Raw genomic sequence first — 16,676 nt, forward strand, 5'->3', positions numbered from 1 at the left:
TCCGGTTTCCGGCCTCATGCCGTACCCTGCCGGGATGCGCGTCTTCCACAATCCCGACTCAGCCCGGCACGATCCCGAACGCTACTGGCGGCGCGGCACGCCGATCCCGCATCCCGAGCAGGCTGACCGCTACGCGATCCTGCGCGATGCGGCCCTGCGGGGCGGCCACACCATCGCGGAGCCCGGCGATCACGGCCTGGACCCGATCCGGGCGGTGCACGATCCCGCCTACGTGGCATTCCTGGCCGAGGCCTGGACTCGCCGGGGCGAGATGCCGGGCATCGGCGACGAGATCCTCAGCGGCGTCTTCGCCCGGCCGCACATGCACCGGCGGCCTACGGGGCTCCTCGGGCTCGCCGGCCTCTACATGGCCGACACCTCGACGCCGATCCGCGCCGGGACGTGGCCCGCCATCTACGGCGCGGCGCAATGCGCCGTCGCGGCCGCGGACTCGGCGCTCGCAGACGGTCACGCCTACGCCCTGTGCCGGCCGCCCGGCCACCACGCCTATGCGGATTCCGCCGGCGGCTTCTGCTTCCTCAACAACAGCGCGATCGCGGCCGCCCGGATGCTGGCCGACACCGGCGGCCCGGTGGCGATCCTCGACATCGACGTCCACCACGGCAACGGCACGCAGGGGATTTTTTACGGGCGCGCGGATGTCCTGACGGTCTCGGTCCATGCCGATCCGTCGGACTACTTCCCGTTCTTCGCGGGCTATGCCGACGAGACCGGTACGGGGGCGGGGATCGGCTTCAACCGCAACCTGCCGCTGCCGCCGGGCTCGGGCGACGCCCCCTGGCTCGAAGCCGTGGAGGCGGGGCTCGCGGCGATCGCCGCGCAGAAGCCGCGGGGGCTCGTGGTGGCGCTGGGCCTCGACGCCTCGGCGGACGATCCGATCGGCGCCCTGAAAGTCACCCGGTCGGGCTTCGCCGGAGCGGCGGAAAGGATCGCCCGGGCCGGGCTGCCCACCGCCCTCGTCCAGGAGGGCGGCTACCTCTGTGCGGCATTGCCGGAGAACCTCGCGGCCTTCCTGGCGGCCTTCGACGCCGCCCGATAGGCCCCGCGGACGGCGAATTACGCCTCGTCGTCCTCGTCCTGCTGCCGGCCCTTGAGCTTGGCGAAGACCGAATCCGCGTCGAGCCGCTCCTCGCGGCCGCCGTGATCCGCCTCAGGCTCCCGCTCGTCCAGGGCCGTGGAGACCTCCGTCGGCAGCAGCGAGGCGCCGGAATCGGCCGCCACCGCGGCCGGGCGGTCGGCCGCCGCGCGCTGGACCTCGAAATCGAGGTTGATCTGGGTGGAGAGCCCCAGCGTCACCGGGTCCATCGGCTGCAGCGAGCCCGAGTTCCAGTGGGTGCGCTCGCGGATCTGCTGGATCGTCGACTTGGTGGTGCCGACCAGCCGGATGATCTGCGCGTCCTTCAGCTCCGGGTGGTTGCGCAGCAGCCACAGGATGGCGTTCGGCCGGTCCTGGCGGCGGGACAGCGGGGTGTAGCGCGGGCCCTTGGTGGTGCGCTTCACCTCCGGCAGCTTCACCTTGGAGACGGCGGGCTTGAGCTTGTAGTGCGGCGCCTTCTGGGCCTTCTCGATCTCGTCGCGGGTGAGCTGGCCGGTGGAGACCGGATCGAGCCCCTTGATCCCGGCCGCGACCTCGCCGTCGGCGATGCCCTTCACCTCCAGCGGGTGCAGCTTGCAGAAATCGGCGATCTGCTCGAAGGCGAGCGAGGTGTTCTCGACCAGCCAGACGGCGGTCGCCTTCGGCATCAGCGGACCCTGGGACATGTCTCTCGTGCTCCGGCCTGCGGGACGGGGGCCGGGCATCGGGCCGCGGGCTCCGGATGGTCGATCCGGATGTCCCGTCTCACGCTGTTGAATGGGGATACGGCACTATAGGCCGGGGCCGGGAGGGGCGCAATCGCGGGTTCGGAGCCTGCGCGTCGATTCACTGGGGCCGGGAGCCCGACCGACTCACCCGCGAAGGCCGCACGCGGCCGGTTGCGGCCGGGAGTGTGGAGAGATGGTCTTCTCTCTGGCAGTCTCAAGAAACGGAAATGGCGAGTGGAGGATTCAGCTCCGGCTCGCCATTCACCCGATGTTCTTGAGTTGGCTAAACCCTAACGGGTAATGGCCAGGGATCGGCGGTAGCCGCCGCCGGTCCCACTCCCGAAGATAACGCGACCGGGGCGCCCCAACAACAATCCCGGACGCCTCATCAGTGTGGGCGCCCCCGTCGCGGAACAGCCGCACCGCCAGCGGATGGGTTCTGGCGGGTCGGGGCGAGCCACGCCGTGGTGACGATCTCAGGAAGCCCCTGCACCACCGGACCGGTGGAGGCGCATTGACGGGAGGGAAGGCGCCCCGGCCCTGATGGAGCCGAGATGTGGCGCGCACCCTAGTCGAGAATCTCGTCGGCCCGGGCCAGGAGGGCCGGCGTGACGGCGATGCCCAGCCCCGCCGCAGCCCGTGCGTTCAGGATGAAGCTCAGCTGGCTCGGCGCCTGGACCGGAAGGTCTCCGGGATGCGCGCCCCGCAGGATGCGATCGACGTAGTCGCTCGCCTGCTGGAACCACACGCTCTCGTCGGACCCATAGGAGGCCAGGCCGCCGGCGGTCACGCAGGGCCGGTACGGGTAGACGGCCGGGATCCGATGGCGCGCCGCCAGGGTCGCGATCAGGGGGCAGGTCTCGAGGGTGAAGGCGCCGGGGGAAACCAGGATCCCGACATCGCCCAGGGCGGCCAGCCTCGCGAAGGCGGGCTCCAGATCGGAGCGCTCGCGCAGGGGCACGATCACGGCCTCCAGCCCGAGGGACGCGCTGACCTGCTCGATCGATTCGGCCAGAACCGGCGCGATCGGGCTGCTCGCCGCATGCATCAGGAAGGCGACCCGTTTCAGGTCCGGGGCGATCTCCCGGAGCAGCCCCACCCATTTGCGCCCCATGGACGGCTCGGTTCCGGTCAGGCCGGTCATGGTGCCCCCGGGCTTCTGCAACGTCGCGACGAGGCCGAGGCCGACGGGGTCGGCGACCCGCGTGAACACCACCGGCGTCCGCTGCGACCGTCGGTGCAGGGCGAGCGCCACCGCGGTCGAGCGGCTGACGATGACGTCCGGCTCGGGCGTCAGGATTGCGGGCAGCAGCGGATCGATCTGCGACGGCTCGCGGCCGACGGAGGCGAAGGTCAGCACGAGGTTCCGGCCCTCCGCCCACCCGTGCTTGACGAGGGTGCTCCTCAGGAGCCGCTCGCTCTCGCCGAATTGCGGGTCGCTCTTCGGCATGGGGAAGAGGACCACCACATGGCGGATCCGCTCCGGAGCCGCCGGGGCGGCAGGCTGGCCCGAGATCAGGACGAGGCCCGCGACCAGCCCGATGATGTTCCGTCGCCGCATGCGCCGCCCCCCTCGCCGGCGACCAGCCGCCACGTACCTGCGACCAGCCGCCAAGTGCCGGCGACAAGGGCGCGCGATTCGAGACCGGTCAAGCGCGATCGCACCAGGCGGCGGCGGCCGGGAACGATCGTCAGAGCGCGGTCGGAACCCGGCACGGCTCCGACCGCCGCGGCCTCACCGGCCCGGCAGGTTGTGGACGATCGGGAAGAACGTGTCCTTCCAGTCCTTGGGCTCGGCCTTGATGGTCTTCATCGCGTAGAAGTGCCGGGCCTGGAGCATGATGCCGTAGGGCGTGGTCGAGAAGTTGGTCCCGGGCTCCTTCATGATCGCCACCAGGGTCTCGGGCGGGGTCTTCTCTTTGGTGGCCGCCACGTAGTCCTTGGCGGCCTGGAGCGGATCCTTGGCGATCTCGGCATTGGCCTCGTCGATGGCGGCCACGATCGCGGCGGCGAGTTTCGGGTTGCGATTGAACCAGCCCGTCCGCGCGTAGAAGATCGCGTTGCTCACCGGCTCGCCGACCAGCTCGTACGAGTTCAGCACCGTGTGGATCGCCGGGTCCTGCAATTCGCGTTGCTGGAACGGCGGCAGGGAGAAGTGGCTGTTGACCTCGTTGTGCGGGCTGCCCAGAGCCGCCACTGCGTCCGGATGGCCGAGCTGGACGGTGAGCGGATCGAGCTTGGTCGCGTTCTCGGGGCCGAACGCCTTCTTGGCGGCGATCTGGAGCAGCACCGCCTGGGACGAGACCTTCACGGAGGGCAGGGCGATCTTGTCCTTGCCGGAAAAGTCCTTGAGGTCCTTCACGTCCGGGTTGCGGGTGAGCAGCAGCATCGGCGTCGAACCGACCCCGCACAGCCCCTTCACGTCGCCGCGCGTCCGGTCGTTCAGGAGCAGCATGTTGGTGGAGCCGCTGTCGACGATGTCGATGTTGCCCGAGAGCAGCGCGTCGTTGCCGGCGGCGCCGCTCGTCAGGTTCACCCACTCCACCGCCACGTCCCCGAGGCCGGCCGCCTTGGCGTGCTTCTCGATCAGCTTGTGCTGCTCGGCGAGCACGGCCGGCAGGTAGACGAAGCCCGGCTGCCGGCTGATCCGGACCTTGGCGTCGTCGGCCCGGGCGGGGGCGACGCCGATGGGGGTGACGAGGGCAAGCCCGGCCAGCAGGAGGACGGCGGGACCCGCCCGAAAGACACGGCCCAGCCGCAACGAGCCCGTACGCACCATGACGCTTCTCCCTGTGGCCCGGCGTTTTCTGGGTGTCGGTGCCGAGCTTGTGATTGGACACGAATGGACAGGCTCGCGCAGCCGAGCGCAAGGCCCCGCGCCCGTCTCCACCGTCCGCCAGCGCCGAAGCGTCATGTCTTTGCACCGTGTGCGACCGGTGCGGGCGCGCGGGTGAGGATCGGCATCGGGGCGAAGCTCCACCCCATCCCGGCGGCCGCGCTGGTCGGCATCGTCACGGCCTCGGGCATCGGGCTCGTCAGCCCGAAGGCGCAGGTCGAGCAGGACCGCATGGCCAAGACCCGCAACGACCCGCAACGACCCGCAACCGCGTGGACACGGCCTACGGGTCGCGGCCGCCCTGGAGGAGCAGAACGCGGCGATCCGGGAGATCGTCCGCGGGGTGTCGAGCGCCGCCACGGGCGCGCAGGGCGTCACCGAGAATGTCGGCGGCCTGCGCCAGGGTGCCGATCAGACGGTCCGGGCGTTCCTCACGGAGGTGAAGGCCGCCTGAGCGTTCAGCTCCCGGAGAAGCCCCGGACCGCCGCCCGGACCAGGGCGTCGATCATCGGCCGCACGTCGTCCATGCCGAGCGGCCCGAGGCTGCCGAGATCGGCGAGATAGGTCATGCCGTGGACGCTGGACCAGAGCGCCCGCGCCATGACGGGGATCGCCGGCCCGGCGAGGCCACCGCCGTCACGCAGGACCCCTTCGAGGACCCCGAACAGGGCCGCGATGTCGGCCTGCACCGAATCCGGCGCCGCCACGGTCCGGCGCTCGAAGATCGCCGCCCAGGCCGCATGGTGCTCGGCCGCGAAGGCGAGATACGCGTCGGCCAGGGCCAGGAGCCGCGTCTCCGTCTCCCGCGACGGGCAGGCAGCCAGCGCCCCCGCCAGGACATCCCGGAGATGCCGCATCGTGACCGCGTTGGCCTCCAGCCGCAGCAGCTCCAGGCTGTCGAACTGCGTGTAGACCGAGCCGACCGCCGTGCCGGCCCGCTCGGCGACGCCGCGGGCGGTCAGCGCCCCCGCGCCGGCCTCGTTCAGGATCGCCACCGCGGCGTCGATCAGAGCCTGGCGATCCGCCGCACGCTCGACCGAGGCCTTCCGCGGACGCCCCCGTATCTTTTTATGAACCTCGTTCATTTTATCCCTTGCGCCGGGCACCGCCGCGTGGTTCCCTCGTTTTATGAACGACGTTCAATCAAATCCGGACCGGCTCCTGACCGTCGTTCCCGCGAGGTGAACCGTGACGAGGACCCTCTCTCTCCTGATGCGCGGCGTGATCGCCGACAACGCCCAGGCAATCCACGTTGCCCATGCCGTGACCATCCTGCGCCAGCAGATCCGGGACGCCGCCGGCGCCCTGGCGACCGCCCGGCGGGAACTCGCCGTGGCCATGGCCTACCATGCCGCCGAGGCCCGCGCCCTCGACGCGATCGGAACCCGGATCGACACCCTGTCGGACGGGGCGCGGCGGGCGCTCAGCGACGGCCGCACGGATCTCGGGACCGAGGCGGCACTCCACATCGCCGCCCTGGAGGACGAGCGGACCGACCGCCGGGAGGCCGCCGACCGCTTCGCCGCCGAGGTCGAGCGGCTGAAGCGCCTGGTCGCACAGGGGGGCGAGCGGCTGCGGGATCTCGACCGCGGGCTCCAGACCGCCCGCACCACCGAGGCGCTGCGCCGGGCGGGGCTTGAGGGCCGCCGGGCCACGACCCTCTCGGCGGGGGCGCTTGGCGAGGCGGAGCGGACGCTGGCCCGCCTGCGCGCGCGGCACGCGGCCGAGGCGGATGTCGCCGCCGCGCTGAACGCACTGGAGACCGAGGCCGCGGGCGGGATCGAGGCCGACCTCGAAGCCGCCGGCTACGGCCGCCCCCGCACGGACCCGCGGGCGGTGCTCGACCGCCTCAAAGCGCTCTCCGCCGAAGTGGGCACCGGTTCGGCGCAAGAGAGCGCGTCACCACAAGGTCTCTGAGCCGCGACCTGATCAAACCGCATCCATCCCAATCCTTCGAACAGCAAACGGGAATCCGCACCATGATCCCACAGATGCCCCATACCGGCGCCTGGAAGACCTTCACGCTGGTCAGTTTCGCCGCCGCAGCCGCCATGCTGACGATCGGGATCTTCTTCCTGCCCGCGGATATCTGGATCAAGGGCTACCTCGCCATGGCGTCGCTGTTCCTCACGGGCACGACCTTCACCCTGGCCAAGACCCTGCGCGACGAGCACGAGGCGAACCGGCTGATCAACAAGATCGAGGACGCCGCCACCGAGCGCGTCCTGCGCGAGGCGATCCCGGGCCGGCTCTGAGACCCGGGCGGGCGCCGCTCAGCCAGCGGCGCCCAGAAACTCTTCCAGAACCGTCGAGAATTCCGGCGTGCGCAGGTAGCCGTAGGATTTGTGCCGGTTCTCGGTGCCGTCCGGCCTCCGGTAGGCGTTGATCACCGGCACGTCCCGGACCCGCACGCCGTCGGCGTTCGGGGCGTAGATCTCCGCGAGGTCGTCGCCCACCGTGGCGATGTCCTGGCGGTCCATCAGGTTGGTCCAGGCGGTCAGCGCCGCCGGGACGCGCAGGGCACCGTGCTCGTCGGCGAGCTTCAGCTTCAGCTCGGCCAGCGCCAGGGGCGAGCCCAGGGTGACCAGGGCGCAGCGGGGCAGGGGGGTCCCGTCCGCCTCGGCGGCGCGCAGCACGTCGTAGGCAATCAGGCCGCCCATCGAATGCGCGGCGATCAGCACGTCGTCGCCGGCGGCCTCGGCGAGCACCGCGCGCAGGCGCTCCCGGGCCGCCGCCCGAAAGCCCGCATCCGTGTAGTAGCCCCAGAGGTCGTCGAGGCGGTATTCGAGGATCAGGTCGTCCACCGGGGTCAGCCCGGCGGCCTCCTGCATGTGCGACAGGCTGCGGTAGATCCGGTCGGTGAGCGTCGGCGCGGCGCTCTCGGGATCGCCCGCCGGCGAGGGGAACGGGCCGAGCCCGTAATCGGGCCGGTAGGGCTCGCGGTTGCTGTCGTCGGTGAGCGGCTGCGGATAGCGCAGATCCGCCCAGTAGACGAAGGTGAAGCGCAGGCGGCCCTCCGGCACGTGCATCCCGCGATTGCGGTCGAGCCCCTCGCGGATCGCGGCCTGCCACCAGCCCGCCTTCTCGTCACGCGGCGGCTTGTTGGCGAGCCCGTGGATGCCGATGATGTGCGCCCGACCCAGTGTCCGCTCCCGAACCAAACCCCGTATCGGCTGAGCACATAGGGCCTTCGCGCGCAGGTGGTACTGCGACCCGGGTTTCCAAAGGGCGTGCCCTTTGGCGGGGTGTCAGGGCGAGGCCCCGACGAAGATCCGGGCTCCGCGAACGGTCTCGACCTTTCGAAACCATGCCTTTGTCCGGCGCTCAGTCGAACAGGCTGGAGACGCTGGATTCCGTCGCCGTGCGCCCGATCGCCTCGCCGAGCAGCGGCGCGATCGTCGCCACCCGGATGTTGCGGGCGAGCTTCACCGCTTGCGTCGGCTGGATCGAATCGGTGATCACCAATTCCTTCATCCGCGAGGCGGCGATGCGCGAGACCGCGCCCCCCGACAGCACCCCGTGGGTGATGTAGGCCGAGACGTCCTTGGCGCCGGCATTGAGCAGCGCCTCGGCGGCGTTGACCAGGGTGCCGCCCGAATCGACGATGTCGTCGACCAGGATGCAGGAGCGGCCCTCGACCTCGCCGATGATGTTCATCACCTCGGATTCGCCCGGGCGCTCCCGGCGCTTGTCCACGATGGCGAGCGAGCAGTCGATCCGCTTGGCGATGGCCCGCGCCCGGACCACGCCGCCGACGTCCGGCGAGACCACCATCCGGTCGGCGTTCGGCAGCCGCTCCTTGATGTCGCGCACCATCACGGGGGCGGCGAACAGGTTGTCGGTGGGGATGTCGAAGAAGCCCTGGATCTGGCCGGCATGGAGGTCGAGGGTCAGCACCCGGTCGGCGCCCGCCCGGGTGATCAGGTTCGCCACCAGCTTGGCCGAGATCGGGGTCCGGCCCGAGGTGCGCCGGTCCTGCCGGGCGTAGCCGAAATACGGGATCACCGCCGTGATGCGCCGCGCCGACGACCGGCGCGCGGCGTCGATCATGATCAGCAGTTCCATCAGGTGATCGTTGGCCGGAAACGAGGTCGACTGGACGATGAACACGTCCTCGCCGCGCACGTTCTCCTGCAGCTCGACGAAGATCTCCATGTCGGCGAAGCGCCGGACCATGCACTTGGCGAGCGGCAATTCGAGATAGGCCGCGATCGCCTCGGCCAGGGGCCGGCTGGAGTTCCCGGCGATGATCTTGATCGAGGATTTCATGGGCAGCCGCTCACTCGCGGCCGGTCTGCCCGCCGCGCTCCGATGGCCGGCCCTTGCAGGCCGGAACGATGCGATGACGGGCGAGGCTCATAGCAGCGGGCCGGAAGTGTCACAATGCCTTCACGCAGTCCTTACGGATGCCGCGCACAGGCCGTGCCCCGTTCAGACGGCCGGCGGCTCCAGCAGCCGGTGCAGGTGGACCACGAAATAACGGGTCTGGGCGCTGTCCACGGTGGCCTGCGCCTTGGCCCGCCACGCGGCCTGCGCGGAGGCGTAATCCGGGAAGATGCCGACGATATCGAGATTCGCGAGATCCCGGAACCGGATGCCGTCGAGATCCTGCAACTCGCCGCCGAAGACCAAGTGGAGCTTCTGGTCGCTATCGATCGCCGTCGTCATGGTCACTCCTCCGCGCTCGGCCGTCCACACGCGTCCGCGGCGCTCGCAAATGGCACGGCTTCGGTCAAGCCTGAAACGCCGTATCCGAGCCCCGCCTCTGCCGCAGGCCCGCTTTTCAGGCGTCCTGCGGGAGCTGCAAGACCAGCGCTGCAAGACCAGCCGCGCAACATGCTATCAGCACGTCATGACATGTGTCTCACTCCGCATCGCCGTCCTGGCGCTCGGCCTGTCGGTCCTGCCGGCCTCCAGCCAGACGGCAAGCCGGGCGCCGGCTCGGCCCGGTCCGGACAAGACCGCCGACCGGCGGGGCGGGCCGCCGGTGATCGGCTGCCCGTCGCTGGCCAATTACCGGATGCTGATGCACGACGGCGCGCCGGCGGCGTCCGCGCTGCTGGCCGATCCCAAGGCGGACCATCTCGGCTGTACCGTCATGGCGCGGGGCGACGTCACCGGCATCGCCGACCGGGTCTCGCTCGGCGGCCGGAGCTATGATTGCGCCAGCCTCCGGAACACCACGGCCTGCCACTGGGTCGAGGCGGGGGCGGTCGACCGGCCCGGACCGGCCGGGCGCTGACGGACGTCAGCGCGAACGATCCTCAGCGCAGATGGCCGCTGGCGCGCAGGTCCCGCTCCACCGCGTCGTGGACGGCCCGGAGCGGATTGTCGTTCGTGGCGGAGGGCGGGGCGACCACCGGCATCGGTGCCGGCTTCGCGCCGAAGTCCGGCAGCGGAATCGGCCCGACCGGCGCCCGGTCGACAGGCCGCCGCGCCGCCCGGGTGCGCAGCGCCTCGCGGAGGCCGGGTGGGAAGAGCGCGACGAGCGTGTCCAGCATGACCGGCCTCAGACTTCGCGGCCGGCGGCCGGCGGGATCGGGGCGAAGAGGGCGGACCGGTTCTTCACGGGGGCACCAGTGCGGGATCGAATCAACGCGGAGACGGCCAGGAACGACCATATCGGCGGATCAGGATCGCCGGTTGTAGCGCGTGTGTCGCCTCAGGACCAATAACGACTCGGTTATAGGTCTGAATGATAGGGATCTTGGCGGAAGCGGATGGGAATCGAACCCACCGTACGCTGTTGGCGTACCGCTGGTTTTGAAGACCAGGAGGGCCACCAGACCCCGTTCGCCTCCGGGATCGGGGTTACGGGCCGCCACCAGCCGGGTCAAGGGCTCGCCCCGCGTCGCGGTGCATCGCTGGCGGGACGCGCGCAAAGGTCGCGCCCCTCAGATCCCCCGTTCGTCCGGCGCGAGCGCCAGGCCGACCGACGCCCCCGTCCGGGCCGATATGCGGGCGGCCTCGAGGCAGGCCATCACGCGGACGGCCTCCAGCGCCGCGGCACCGTCGACCGCCCCCCCGGGCGATCGTCTCGGCCACGCCCTGGTAGAACCGGCGCTGATCCCCGGGCACGGCCGGCCTGTGCCGTACCCGCCCGGCCCCGTCATGGATCTCCAGCGCGTCCGGATCCGCGCCCCATCCGGGGGCCCCGGGGGCGAGGCCCGCCAGCAAGTGCTGCTCCTGACGGTCCGCGCCGTGCTTGATCAGGCTGCCGGCCTCGCCGTGCGCCACGAAGCGGGGCGATCCGCCGGCGACCAGCATGCTGGCGTGCAGCACCACCCGCAGATCCGGATAGTCCAGCACCACGTGGGCCCAGTCGTCCGCCTGCGCGCCGGGGCGGAGCCGCGCCAGGTTGGCGGTCACCCGCTCGGGCAGGCCGAACAGCAGGAGCGCCTGATCGAGGAGGTGGGGCCCGAGATCGTACCAGATCCCGCTGCCGGGGCCGGCACCCTCGCGCCAGCGGTCGCGGACCTGGGGGCGGAACCGGTCGAAATGCGATTCAAAATGGCGAACCGGGCCGATGATTCCGTCGGCGATGGCCGCGCGGAGGGTGAGGAAGTCGCTGTCCCAGCGCCGGTTGTGGAACACCGCGAGCAGGCGGCTCCGGCTCCGGGCTGCTTCGCGCAACCCGCGGGCCTCGGCCAGGTCGAGGGTGAAGGGCTTGTCGATCACGACATGCTTGCCGGCCGCGAGCGCAGCCCGCGCCAAAGGAGCGTGGGTGTCGTTGGGGGCGGCGATCACCACGCAATCGACCGCCTCCGCGGTGGCGACCGCGTAGGGATCGGCGATGACCGCCACACCGGGCAGGTCGGCCGCGACCCGGGCGGGATCGCGCGAGCTGATCAACCGCAGGTTGAGACCTGGGACGGCACGGATCAGGGGCGCGTGGAAGGTCCGGCCGGAATAGCCGTAGCCGATCAGGCCGACGCGGATCGCCATGCTCGACCTCGGCCGCTGCGGCGGGCCTTACGGCCTGCGCTCCGGCGCGTCGTGCCGATCCTGCCGACCCGTGAACCAGTAGACGAAGCCAGCGGCGACCATGAGCATCAGTGGGGCGACGATGGCCGCAGACAGGAAACCGCCCGTCATTCCTCGATCCTCCGCAAGACGCGCCGCCCGACCAGATGTAGGCCCACGCTGAGCGACAGCCAAGTCATCACCAGGACATTCAGGCCCGTGAGCGCGATCGACGCCGTTGACGTGATGGATGTGACGATCGGAGCAAAGCATCCGACCGCGAGGGCAGCCACGGCCGCACCATTCAATCAGGTCGCAGTCAGCTTGATGCGTTCGTTCCGGGCGGCTTTGTTCATGGCGACCTTCCGGCCAAGCTTACCGCATCGCCGGCCGCTGCGCCAAGGATACTTGTGAGGATGCCTGTGAGGCGGAGTCAGTTCAGTGTTTCGATCGACGCCGCGCCGCTCCGTGCGGTGGCAAACCCCTTGCGAATTCAACCTCAGCGCGTAATCACCGAGGGCTATTCGTATTAATTCCGCCACACTGTTGTGGCCCTGCACCAGTCATGCCGTTCCTGCAGCGCTCACCCACAGTGGAAGGCCCCGTGCCGGACCCGGAAGGGCCCGCCGAGGGAACCGGTCCGGACGCGGCTTTGGCCGAGTCGCTGCGGCCGGGCCCCCGCGGTCCGGGCTGGATCGGCGCCGCCATGGTGGTCACCGCCCTGATCTCGGCGCTGGCGACCTTCCTGATCCTGGCCGGCGTGATCCGGGTGACGCCCACGCCCGCCTACGGCGTGACGCTGCTCGCCATCAACGCCGCCCTGGTGCTCGGGCTCGCCGTCATCATCGCCTGGGAAGCGCGGGTCTTCCTGCACGCCCGCAAGGCCAACGCCGCGGTGGCGCGGCTGCACACCCGCATCGTTGGCCTGTTCAGCCTGATCGCGATCCTGCCGACGATCCTGCTCGCCGTGGTGGCCTCCGTGACCATCGACCGCGGCCTGTCGCTCGGCTTCACCGACCGGGTCCGGGACGTGGTGCTGAAATCCGTGGAGGTGGCCGACGCCTACCAGGAGAACCAGTGCCAGAGCCTCGCCCGGGAGATCCGCATCCTGGCCGACGACCTGACCCGGGCGCGACCGAATTTCGACGTGAACCGGGACTGGTTCGAGAACTTCCTGACCACCCGGGCGAGTAATCTCGGCCTGCCGGTGGCCCAGATCATGCGCGGGCCGACCGAGGTGGTGGCCCGGGCCAAGATCGACGTGCTGAAGACCAACCGCCTGCCCTCGGCGGCGGCGTTCGAGGATGCGGCATCCTCCGCGGATCCGATCTGCCTGCTGCCCACCGAGGGGCGGGTCTTCGCCGCGCTGATGCGCATGCCCGCCTATGACGACGCGGTGCTGATGGTGCAGCGGGAGGTCAGCCAGCTCGCCATCGACTTCCCCGGCGTGTCTCGGGCGGCGGCGGCCGAGTACCTGACCTACGATTCGCTGCGCCGCTCGATCCAGATCACCTTCGCGTCGGTGTTCCTGCTGATCGCGCTGATCGCGCTGCTCTCGGCGGTGTGGTTCGGCATGAACTTCGCCAACCGGTTCGTGGCGCCGATCCGCCGGCTGATCAACGCCGCCGATCAGGTGGCGTCGGGCAATTTCTACGCCCAGGTGCCGACCAAGAAGACCAGCGGCGACCTTGCCCATCTCGGCGAGAGCTTCAACAAGATGACCCAGGAGCTGCGCCGCCAGCATGCCGGCCTGATCGCGGCCAGCGACCTGATCGACACCCGCCGCCGATTCACCGAGGCCGTGCTCTCAGGCGTGTCGCCCGGGGTGATCGGCCTCGACGCGGCGGGCTTCGTCACCATCGCCAACCCGGCCGCGGAACGCATGCTCGATCTGGCGAGCGACGCCCTGGCCGGCCAGCCGCTGGCCCAGGCGGTGCCGGAACTCGCCCCGGTGCTGGCCGAGAGCGAGGCCCGCCCGCGCAGCCTGCAGCAGCAGCAGATCCAGCTCACCCGGTCCCGGGGCGAGCGCACCATCACGGTGCGGGTGACGAGCGAGCAGGCGCAAGGGTCGACCCGCGGCTGGGTGGTGACGCTCGACGACATCACCGACCTCGTCCAGGCGCAGCGCAGCTCGGCCTGGGGCGACGTGGCGCGCCGCATCGCCCACGAGATCAAGAACCCGCTGACCCCGATCCAGCTCTCGGCCGAGCGGATCCGGCGCAAGTACGGCAAGGTCATCACCACCGACAAGGAGGTGTTCGACCAGTGCACCGCCACGATCGTGCGGCAGGTGGACGAGATCAAGCGGATGGTCGACGAGTTCTCGGCCTTCGCGCGGATGCCCAAGCCCGCGATCGCGCCGAACGACCTGACCGAGATCGCCAAGCAGAACCTGTTCATGATGCGCGTGGCGCACCCCGACATCGACTTCGCGTTCTCGGCTCAGGGCGGCGCGGGGAGCGCGGAAAAGATCGTGGCGGCCTTCGACATCCGGCTGCTCAGCCAAGTGATCACCAACATCCTCAAGAACGCCGTCGAGGCGGTGGCCGAGGTGCCGGAGGCCGAACTGGGCAAGGGCAAGATCGCGTTAAGCCTCGCCGTCGAGGACGGGTTCGCGGTGATCGCCGTCACCGACAACGGCAAGGGTTTCCCCGCCGAGGGACGCCAGCGGCTGCTGGAGCCCTACATGACGACGCGCGAGGGCGGCACCGGTCTGGGGCTTGCCATCGTGAGCAAGGTGCTTGAGGAGCACGGCGGCGGGATCGAATTGAACGACAATCCCGCCGGCCGGGGCGGCCAGGTGCGGATGCGGATCCCGCGCGAGCACGGGCCCGAGCCGTCGGCGTCCCCCGAGACCCGTCCCGTTACGACAGAGGAGAAGGGCGCCGCACCGACGGCCCCCCGGATCGCGGAGATGCACGCATGAGCGCCGATATCCTGATCGTCGACGACGAGGCCGACATCCGCGACCTCGTGGCCGGCATCCTGGACGACGAGGGCCACCGCTGCCGCACGGCCGGCGGCTCGGACGAGGCGCTGGCCGCCATCGAGGCGCGCCGGCCGCACCTCGTCTTCCTCGACATCTGGCTGCAGGGCTCCCGGCTCGACGGCCTGCAGGTGCTCGACCTGATCAAGGCCGCCAACCCGGACCTGCCGGTGGTGATGATCTCGGGCCACGGCAACATCGAGACCGCGGTCTCGGCCATCAAGGCGGGCGCCTACGACTTCATCGAGAAGCCGTTCAAGGCCGACCGGCTGATCCTGGTGGCCGAGCGGGCGCTGGAAGCCTCCCGGCTCCGGCGCGAGGTCCGCGACCTGACGGCGCGCTCAGGGGCCGCCAACCGCATCGTCGGCGGATCGCTGGCGATCAACCAGCTGCGCCAGACCCTCGACCGGGTGGCACCGACCAACGCCCGGGTGATGATCACCGGGGCGCTCGGCGCCGGCAAGGAACTCGCCGCCCGCAGCCTGCACAAGGCCTCGGCCCGGTCGAACGGCCCGTTCGTGCTCTTGAACGCCGCCACGATCCTGCCCGAGACCATGGAGGCGGAGCTGTTCGGCGTCGAGGGCGAGAGCGGGCGCCGGGTCGGCGCCCTGGAGGAGGCCCATGGCGGCACCCTCTACCTCGACGAGGTCGCCGACATGCCGCGGGAGACCCAGAACCGGATCCTGCGCGTGCTGGTCGACCAGAATTTCCAGCGGGTCGGCGGCACGACCCGGGTGCATGTCGATGTCCGGATCATCTCGTCCTCGTCCCGGGATCTGCAGGAGGAGATCGCAGGCGGCCGGTTCCGCGAGGACCTGTTCCACCGCCTCTCGGTGGTGCCGATCCGGGTGCCGGCCCTGTCGGAGCGCCGGGAGGACGTGCCCGAGCTGATCCAGTTCTTCATGGACAACATCTCGTCCCAGACCGGCCTGCCCAAGCGCCGGATCGCCGAGGACGCGATGGCGGTGCTGCAGTCGCACAATTGGCCGGGCAACGTCCGCCAGCTCAAGAACAACGTCGAGCGGCTGATGATCCTGACCCAGGCCGACCCGGAGCAGGAGGTCACCTCGGAGATGCTGCCCTCCGAGATCGGCGCCCTGGTGCCGACGACGCCGGGCGGCGCCGGCGGCGAGAAGCTGATGAGCCTGGCGCTCCGGGAGGCCCGCGAGATCTTCGAGCGCGAGTACCTCGTGGCGCAGATCGCGCGGTTCTCGGGCAACATCTCCCGCACCGCCGAATTCATCGGCATGGAGCGCTCCGCCCTGCACCGCAAGTTGAAGTCCCTCGGCATCGGCCCGTGAGCCGGGGCCGGCCCCGGTCCGGCATGCGCGCGTCGGACAGGGGGCTCGGAGCCGCCTCCCGAAAAAAAGCGCCGGCTTTCGGGACGGGGCGATGGACAACCCGGAAGCTGAAGCCGCGCCGCGATTCCAATGTCCGGGGCGATGCTTTAGGGCAGAGGGACGCGTTGAGGACGGCGCCGATCCGTTACGGATCGCCTGGGTACGGGGGTTGCTTGCGCCCACCCTTTGACGACGTGATGTTGTATACACGGCTGCGGACGGGGTGATCGGACGATCCGGCCCGCGGCATACCCATCCCGGGCCGAGCGCACCGGGACAACAAGAAGGCCAAGAAGATGGCGGGCGAACGCGCACAGAACCTTCAGGACACTTTTCTCAATCATGTCCGCAAAAACAAGATCCCGCTGACCATCTTCCTCGTCAACGGCGTCAAGCTGCAGGGCGTGGTGACGTGGTTCGACAACTTCTGCGTGCTGCTGCGCCGCGATGGCCATTCGCAGCTGGTGTACAAGCACGCGATCTCGACGATCATGCCGGGCCACCCGGTGCAGCTGTTCGAGCCGGACGAGACCGCCGAGAAGGCGTGATGTTGTGATGGGGTAGGGCGGGTCGGATCCGCGCGTCTCCCTCCCCCGCAGAGGGGGGAGGGAAGGCGCGGTGGCCTTCGACGTGGATTGCTCTGCAGCCGTCGAACCACGATCTGCGAACATCGTAGCCTCCGCGGAGAGCACGCGACGCGGAGCCGCGTGCGCCCGTGCGGATATCT

18 protein-coding genes and 1 tRNA gene are annotated in these 16,676 nt (G+C 70.3%); 8 read left to right on the forward strand and 11 right to left on the reverse strand.

The genetic code is table 11. The features are described 5' to 3' along the window. The first annotated feature begins 34 nt into the window (after positions 1-34). A complete protein-coding gene (locus tag MKK84_RS34240) occupies positions 35-1,060 on the forward strand; it encodes a histone deacetylase family protein (RefSeq protein WP_243927458.1) in 1,026 nt (341 codons plus the stop codon). 17 nt (positions 1,061-1,077) lie between these two features. Here the strand turns inward: MKK84_RS34240 and MKK84_RS34245 are convergent, their stop codons facing one another. The 4 genes from MKK84_RS34245 to MKK84_RS34260 all read right to left on the reverse strand — a co-directional run bounded on the left by MKK84_RS34245 (position 1,078) and on the right by MKK84_RS34260 (position 5,745). Continuing rightward, positions 1,078-1,782 (reverse strand): DUF1013 domain-containing protein, encoded by a 705-nt coding sequence (locus MKK84_RS34245; RefSeq protein ID WP_243927317.1) that lies wholly within the window; start codon positions 1,780-1,782, stop codon positions 1,078-1,080. Between the two features lie 610 nt (positions 1,783-2,392). Next, positions 2,393-3,385, reverse strand: a complete 993-nt coding sequence (locus tag MKK84_RS34250; RefSeq protein WP_243927319.1) for an ABC transporter substrate-binding protein — start codon at positions 3,383-3,385, stop codon at positions 2,393-2,395. Between the two features lie 174 nt (positions 3,386-3,559). Then, on the reverse strand, positions 3,560-4,603 hold the full coding sequence (locus MKK84_RS34255; protein ID WP_243927321.1) for an ABC transporter substrate-binding protein: 1,044 nt from the start codon (positions 4,601-4,603) through the stop codon (positions 3,560-3,562). A 515-nt stretch (positions 4,604-5,118) separates the two neighbouring features. Beyond that, positions 5,119-5,745 carry a TetR/AcrR family transcriptional regulator gene (locus MKK84_RS34260; protein ID WP_243927323.1) on the reverse strand — a complete coding sequence of 209 codons (627 nt, stop codon included), beginning with the start codon at positions 5,743-5,745 and terminating at the stop codon, positions 5,119-5,121. A 103-nt stretch (positions 5,746-5,848) separates the two neighbouring features. Between MKK84_RS34260 and MKK84_RS34265 the strand changes: the two genes are divergently transcribed. Beyond that, positions 5,849-6,577 (forward strand): PspA/IM30 family protein, encoded by a 729-nt coding sequence (locus tag MKK84_RS34265; RefSeq protein WP_243927325.1) that lies wholly within the window; start codon positions 5,849-5,851, stop codon positions 6,575-6,577. 62 nt (positions 6,578-6,639) lie between these two features. Further along, positions 6,640-6,915 (forward strand): YiaA/YiaB family inner membrane protein, encoded by a 276-nt coding sequence (locus MKK84_RS34270; RefSeq protein ID WP_243927327.1) that lies wholly within the window; start codon positions 6,640-6,642, stop codon positions 6,913-6,915. An 18-nt stretch (positions 6,916-6,933) separates the two neighbouring features. Here MKK84_RS34270 and MKK84_RS34275 read toward each other — a convergent pair whose 3' ends face one another. The 3 genes from MKK84_RS34275 to MKK84_RS34285 all read right to left on the reverse strand — a co-directional run bounded on the left by MKK84_RS34275 (position 6,934) and on the right by MKK84_RS34285 (position 9,328). Then, positions 6,934-7,821 carry a hypothetical protein gene (locus MKK84_RS34275; protein WP_243927329.1) on the reverse strand — a complete coding sequence of 296 codons (888 nt, stop codon included), beginning with the start codon at positions 7,819-7,821 and terminating at the stop codon, positions 6,934-6,936. Between the two features lie 163 nt (positions 7,822-7,984). Beyond that, the gene (locus MKK84_RS34280) at positions 7,985-8,929 is read right to left on the reverse strand and encodes a ribose-phosphate pyrophosphokinase (RefSeq protein ID WP_243927331.1); all 945 of its coding nucleotides are present in this window, start codon (positions 8,927-8,929) and stop codon (positions 7,985-7,987) included. A gap of 162 nt (positions 8,930-9,091) precedes the next feature. Then, positions 9,092-9,328: a DUF4170 domain-containing protein gene (locus MKK84_RS34285; RefSeq protein WP_243927333.1), complete on the reverse strand. Its 237-nt coding sequence runs from the start codon at positions 9,326-9,328 to the stop codon at positions 9,092-9,094. A 184-nt stretch (positions 9,329-9,512) separates the two neighbouring features. Between MKK84_RS34285 and MKK84_RS34290 the strand changes: the two genes are divergently transcribed. Beyond that, positions 9,513-9,902 carry a hypothetical protein gene (locus MKK84_RS34290; RefSeq protein WP_243927336.1) on the forward strand — a complete coding sequence of 130 codons (390 nt, stop codon included), beginning with the start codon at positions 9,513-9,515 and terminating at the stop codon, positions 9,900-9,902. A 22-nt stretch (positions 9,903-9,924) separates the two neighbouring features. Here the strand turns inward: MKK84_RS34290 and MKK84_RS34295 are convergent, their stop codons facing one another. The 4 genes from MKK84_RS34295 to MKK84_RS35630 form a co-directional block, all read right to left on the reverse strand. Next, positions 9,925-10,161 (reverse strand): hypothetical protein, encoded by a 237-nt coding sequence (locus MKK84_RS34295; RefSeq protein ID WP_243927337.1) that lies wholly within the window; start codon positions 10,159-10,161, stop codon positions 9,925-9,927. A 207-nt stretch (positions 10,162-10,368) separates the two neighbouring features. Continuing rightward, positions 10,369-10,461 (reverse strand) — tRNA-Sec (locus MKK84_RS34300). A gap of 10 nt (positions 10,462-10,471) precedes the next feature. Beyond that, entirely contained in the window at positions 10,472-11,605 is a 1,134-nt protein-coding gene (locus MKK84_RS34305) for an oxidoreductase (RefSeq protein ID WP_243927339.1), read from the reverse strand. Between the two features lie 27 nt (positions 11,606-11,632). Next, a complete protein-coding gene (locus MKK84_RS35630; RefSeq protein WP_267358711.1) occupies positions 11,633-11,755 on the reverse strand; it encodes a hypothetical protein in 123 nt (40 codons plus the stop codon). A gap of 87 nt (positions 11,756-11,842) precedes the next feature. On the opposite strand from MKK84_RS35630, the gene MKK84_RS34310 reads away from it, so the two are divergent. From MKK84_RS34310 to hfq, 4 genes are all read left to right on the forward strand, one after another. Further along, the gene (locus tag MKK84_RS34310; protein WP_243927341.1) at positions 11,843-12,037 is read left to right on the forward strand and encodes a hypothetical protein; all 195 of its coding nucleotides are present in this window, start codon (positions 11,843-11,845) and stop codon (positions 12,035-12,037) included. Positions 12,038-12,188: 151 nt separating this feature from the next. Next, the gene (locus MKK84_RS34315; RefSeq protein ID WP_243927342.1) at positions 12,189-14,549 is read left to right on the forward strand and encodes a sensor histidine kinase NtrY-like; all 2,361 of its coding nucleotides are present in this window, start codon (positions 12,189-12,191) and stop codon (positions 14,547-14,549) included. Continuing rightward, positions 14,546-15,910 (forward strand): sigma-54-dependent transcriptional regulator, encoded by a 1,365-nt coding sequence (locus MKK84_RS34320; protein ID WP_243927344.1) that lies wholly within the window; start codon positions 14,546-14,548, stop codon positions 15,908-15,910. Before MKK84_RS34315 ends, MKK84_RS34320 begins: the two co-directional genes overlap by 4 nt. A 335-nt stretch (positions 15,911-16,245) precedes the next feature. Next, positions 16,246-16,497 (forward strand): RNA chaperone Hfq, encoded by a 252-nt coding sequence (gene hfq / locus MKK84_RS34325; RefSeq protein ID WP_007563033.1) that lies wholly within the window; start codon positions 16,246-16,248, stop codon positions 16,495-16,497. Positions 16,498-16,676 lie beyond the last annotated feature (179 nt).

Source organism: Methylobacterium sp. E-065 (assembly GCF_022829605.1).
Classification (GTDB): Bacteria; Pseudomonadota; Alphaproteobacteria; order Rhizobiales; family Beijerinckiaceae; genus Methylobacterium.

What these genes read in the sequence shown, in the direction of transcription:
- MKK84_RS34315 (WP_243927342.1), top strand. Translation starts at nt 12,189, where the DNA reads ATGCCGTTCCTGCAGCGCTCACCCACAGTGGAAGGCCCCGTGCCGGAC.
- MKK84_RS34260 (WP_243927323.1), bottom strand. Translation starts at nt 5,745, where the DNA reads ATGAACGAGGTTCATAAAAAGATACGGGGGCGTCCGCGGAAGGCCTCG.
- MKK84_RS34295 (WP_243927337.1), bottom strand. Translation starts at nt 10,161, where the DNA reads ATGCTGGACACGCTCGTCGCGCTCTTCCCACCCGGCCTCCGCGAGGCG.
- MKK84_RS34250 (WP_243927319.1), bottom strand. Translation starts at nt 3,385, where the DNA reads ATGCGGCGACGGAACATCATCGGGCTGGTCGCGGGCCTCGTCCTGATC.
- MKK84_RS34285 (WP_243927333.1), bottom strand. Translation starts at nt 9,328, where the DNA reads ATGACGACGGCGATCGATAGCGACCAGAAGCTCCACTTGGTCTTCGGC.
- MKK84_RS34320 (WP_243927344.1), top strand. Translation starts at nt 14,546, where the DNA reads ATGAGCGCCGATATCCTGATCGTCGACGACGAGGCCGACATCCGCGAC.
- MKK84_RS34280 (WP_243927331.1), bottom strand. Translation starts at nt 8,929, where the DNA reads ATGAAATCCTCGATCAAGATCATCGCCGGGAACTCCAGCCGGCCCCTG.
- MKK84_RS35630 (WP_267358711.1), bottom strand. Translation starts at nt 11,755, where the DNA reads ATGACGGGCGGTTTCCTGTCTGCGGCCATCGTCGCCCCACTGATGCTC.
- MKK84_RS34240 (WP_243927458.1), top strand. Translation starts at nt 35, where the DNA reads ATGCGCGTCTTCCACAATCCCGACTCAGCCCGGCACGATCCCGAACGC.
- hfq (WP_007563033.1), top strand. Translation starts at nt 16,246, where the DNA reads ATGGCGGGCGAACGCGCACAGAACCTTCAGGACACTTTTCTCAATCAT.
- MKK84_RS34290 (WP_243927336.1), top strand. Translation starts at nt 9,513, where the DNA reads ATGACATGTGTCTCACTCCGCATCGCCGTCCTGGCGCTCGGCCTGTCG.
- MKK84_RS34255 (WP_243927321.1), bottom strand. Translation starts at nt 4,603, where the DNA reads ATGGTGCGTACGGGCTCGTTGCGGCTGGGCCGTGTCTTTCGGGCGGGT.
- MKK84_RS34270 (WP_243927327.1), top strand. Translation starts at nt 6,640, where the DNA reads ATGATCCCACAGATGCCCCATACCGGCGCCTGGAAGACCTTCACGCTG.
- MKK84_RS34245 (WP_243927317.1), bottom strand. Translation starts at nt 1,782, where the DNA reads ATGTCCCAGGGTCCGCTGATGCCGAAGGCGACCGCCGTCTGGCTGGTC.
- MKK84_RS34305 (WP_243927339.1), bottom strand. Translation starts at nt 11,605, where the DNA reads ATGGCGATCCGCGTCGGCCTGATCGGCTACGGCTATTCCGGCCGGACC.